The organism is Dietzia sp. B19 (assembly GCF_014145155.1).
GTDB classification, from domain to species: Bacteria; Actinomycetota; Actinomycetes; order Mycobacteriales; family Mycobacteriaceae; genus Dietzia; species Dietzia natronolimnaea.
The window spans coordinates 1-3,430 of record NZ_JAALED010000100.1 but is presented as its reverse complement, the minus strand read 5'-3'; the positions used below and the strand labels follow the sequence as shown (position 1 = coordinate 3,430).

General features: G+C 69.7%; 3 protein-coding genes. All 3 read right to left on the bottom strand.

All coding sequences use genetic code 11. From position 1 onward, the window contains the following. The coding region (locus G6020_RS03980) for a DHH family phosphoesterase (RefSeq protein WP_182609732.1) at nucleotides 1-917 on the bottom strand (917 nt) is incomplete at its 3' end. After that, nucleotides 914-1,375: a 30S ribosome-binding factor RbfA gene (rbfA, locus tag G6020_RS03975; RefSeq protein WP_182609731.1), complete on the bottom strand. Its 462-nt coding sequence runs from the start codon at nucleotides 1,373-1,375 to the stop codon at nucleotides 914-916. The genes G6020_RS03980 and rbfA, both read right to left, overlap by 4 nt. 114 nt (nucleotides 1,376-1,489) lie before the next feature. Next, nucleotides 1,490-3,430 (bottom strand): translation initiation factor IF-2 (gene infB, locus G6020_RS03970; RefSeq protein WP_182609730.1); only part of this gene is annotated, 1,941 nt, incomplete at its 5' end.

Sequence of the window (3,430 nt, the reverse complement as noted above, 5' to 3'; positions counted from 1 at the left end):
ACGGTGCACCCGGCCGCCGCCGGGTGTCCACCGCCGCCGAGCGTCGAGGCCACGGCCGAGACGTCCACGCCGTCGCCACCGCGGGAGCGGAGCGACACCGCGCACTCGCCCTGTCTGATCTCCTTGACGAGGACCGCCACCTCCGCCTCCCGGACCCCCTGCAGGTGGGACACGAGCGACTCGAGGTCGGCCTCGTCGACCGACGCGACGACGTCGTGCGGGACCGTCAACCACACCGCGCCCCGCCCCCCTGCCGCCTCGGTGTCCAGGCGGGCGGTCCCCAGGAGATCCCCCAGCACACGGAGCCAGGAGAACGGGTGGGCGTCGAGGAGCGCGAAACCGAGTTCCCGGGACTCCGCCCCGGCCGCCAGCAGTCGGCGGGCCGTGTCGTGCGAACCCGCCCCACCCCACCGGAAGGACCCGGTGTCGGTGACGAGCCCCGCGTAGAGGCTGGTGGCGAGGTCCGGGTCGACCGGGTAGCGACCGGCCTCGAGAACGTCGAGTACCAGGGTCGCGGTGGAGGCCGCCCCGGGATCCAACAGCAGGTGCGTCCCGAATCCCGGGTTGGAACGGTGATGGTCCACCACGAGGACCTCTGTCGCCGAGCGGGCCAACCGTCCCCAGTCGCCCACCCGGTCCGGGCTGGCGCAGTCCAGCGTCACCACCAGGCCGTCGTGCTCCGGCACCTCGGCGATCGGCACCACGTGTTCCGTACCCGGGATCACCCGGAGCGCCTCCGGCACCGTGCCCGGGTCGAACGACTGGTGGACCACGACGCCGACCGCCCGCAGTGCACGGGCCAGGCCCGCGGAACTCCCGAGGGCATCGGCGTCGGGGCGGACGTGGCACAGCACGGTCACCTCACGGTGCCGCGCGAGGACCTCGGCCGCGCCGCCCGCGTCCACCAGGGTGGTCACCGGTCGTCGTCCTCCGGTAGACCCACCTCGTCGTCCCTGCGGTAGGGGTCCTCGTCCCCCGCGGGCCGCGCACCCTCCGCCACCCGGCGGACCTGCTCGTCCTGGGCGCGGGCCTTGGCGAGCAACTCCTCCATCTGGCGCGCGGCATCCGGTACGGAATCCAGCCGGAAGGTCAGCTCGGGAGTGAACTTGACCCCCGTCTGCTTACCCACCATCGTGCGCAGCCGGCCCCGAGCGTTCGCCAGGGCCTCACCCGCGTCGGCGATGTCGGGTTCCTCGTCGAGCGTCCTCCCCCGGACCGTGTAGTAGAGGGTGGCCACCCTCAGATCCGCCGTGATGCGCGAATCGGTGATGGTGATGAACTCGAGACGCGGATCCTTGATCTCGTGCTCGATCGCCGTCGCGACGATCTCCCCGATCCGTTTGCCGAGCCGTCCGGCCCGTCCCTTTCCGGCCATGGCGATCCTCCTTGACGTGATGCGGCCGCCGGGCGGCCGCTCGATACCCAGAATGCCGTGGGGGCAGGCCCGCAGACCACGGAACCTGCCCCCACGGGGTTGTCGCCGTCGACGTCAGTCGCGCGGCTTCTCGACGAGCTCGTAGGTCTCGATCACGTCGCCGATCTTGATGTCGGAGTACGTCACCGTCAGACCACACTCGAAGCCCTCGCGGACCTCGGTCGCGTCGTCCTTCTCGCGGCGCAGCGAGGAGACGGTCATCTCCTCGACGACGACCTTGCCGTCGCGGATGAGACGGGCCTTGGCGTTGCGTCGGATGATCCCGTCGAGGACCATGCAACCCGCGATGTTGCCGAGCTTGGAGGAGCGGAACAGCTGGCGGATCTCCGCCTGACCGAGCTTCTTCTCCTCGTAGATCGGCTTGAGCATGCCCTTGAGCGCACTCTCGATCTCGTCGATCGCCTGGTAGATGATCGAGTAGTACCGGATGTCCACGCCCTCGCGGTTGGCCAGCTCCGTCGACTTGCCCTCCGCGCGGACGTTGAACCCGATGATCACGGCGTCGGATGCGGCCGCCAGGTTGACGTTGGTCTCGGTGACCGCACCGACACCGCGGTCGATGACACGCAACTGCACCTCGTCGTCGATCTCGATGCCCATGAGGGCCTCTTCGAGGGCCTCGACCGTACCGGAGTTGTCGCCCTTGATGATGAGGTTGAGCTGGCTCGTCTCCTTGAGATGCGAATCCAGGTCCTCGAGGCTGATCCGACGGCGGGACCGGGCGGCGAGCGCGTTGCGCTTGCGCGCGTTACGCTTGTCCGCGATCTGCCGTGCGGTGCGATCCTCCTCGACCACCATCAGGGTGTCGCCTGCGCCACAGACGCTGGTCAGGCCGATCACCTGGACCGGACGGGACGGGGTCGCCTCCACGACGTCCTCCCCGTGCTCGTCCACCATGCGACGAACCCGGCCGTACGCGTCGCCCGCCACGATCGAGTCGCCGACCCGCAGCGTTCCGCGCTGGATGAGCACCGTGGCGACCGGACCGCGTCCGCGGTCGAGGTGCGCCTCGATGGCCACGCCCTGCGCGTCCATGTCCGGGTTGGCCCGCAGGTCCAGCGACGCGTCCGCGGTGAGGACGACCGCCTCGAGGAGCGACTCGATGTTGAGCCCCTGCTTCGCGGAGATGTCGACGAACATGGTGTCGCCGCCGTACTCCTCCGGGACGAGCCCGTACTCGGTCATCTGGCCACGGATCTTGTCGGGCTGAGCGCCCTCCTTGTCGATCTTGTTGACCGCCACGACGATCGGCACGTCGGCCGCCTGCGCGTGGTTGATCGCCTCGACCGTCTGCGGCATCACGCCGTCGTCCGCCGCGACCACGATGATCGCGATGTCCGTCGACTTGGCGCCGCGGGCACGCATGGCGGTGAACGCCTCGTGACCCGGGGTGTCGATGAAGGTGATCGTCCGGTCGATATCGTCGACCGGCACGGTGACCTGGTAGGCACCGATGTGCTGGGTGATGCCGCCGGCCTCGCCCTCGCCGACCTTCGCGGACCGGATGCTGTCGAGCAACCGGGTCTTGCCGTGGTCGACGTGACCCATGACGGTGACGACAGCGGGACGGATCTCGAGATCGTCCTCCCCGCCCTCGTCCTCGCCGAACGACAGGTCGAACGAGTCGAGCAGTTCGCGGTCCTCGTCCTCGGGACTGACGACCTGGACCTTGAAGCCCATCTCCTCGCCGAGGAGCTGAAGGGTCTCCGGGGTGACGGACTGCGTGGCCGTCACCATCTCACCGAGGTTGAACAGCGCCTGGACCAGCTGCGACGGGTTGACGTCGATCTTGTCCGCGAAGTCGCTCAGCGAGGCACCCTGTGCCAGCCGCAGGACCTGCCCACGACCGTCGGGGAGCCGGACGCCGCCGACCTCGGGGGCCCGCATCGAGTCGTATTCCTGACGCTTCTGCCGCTTGGACTTGCGGCCCCTGCGGGGCGCGCCTCCGGGGCGGCCGAACGCACCGGCCGCGCCGCTGCGGCCACGATTGCCTCC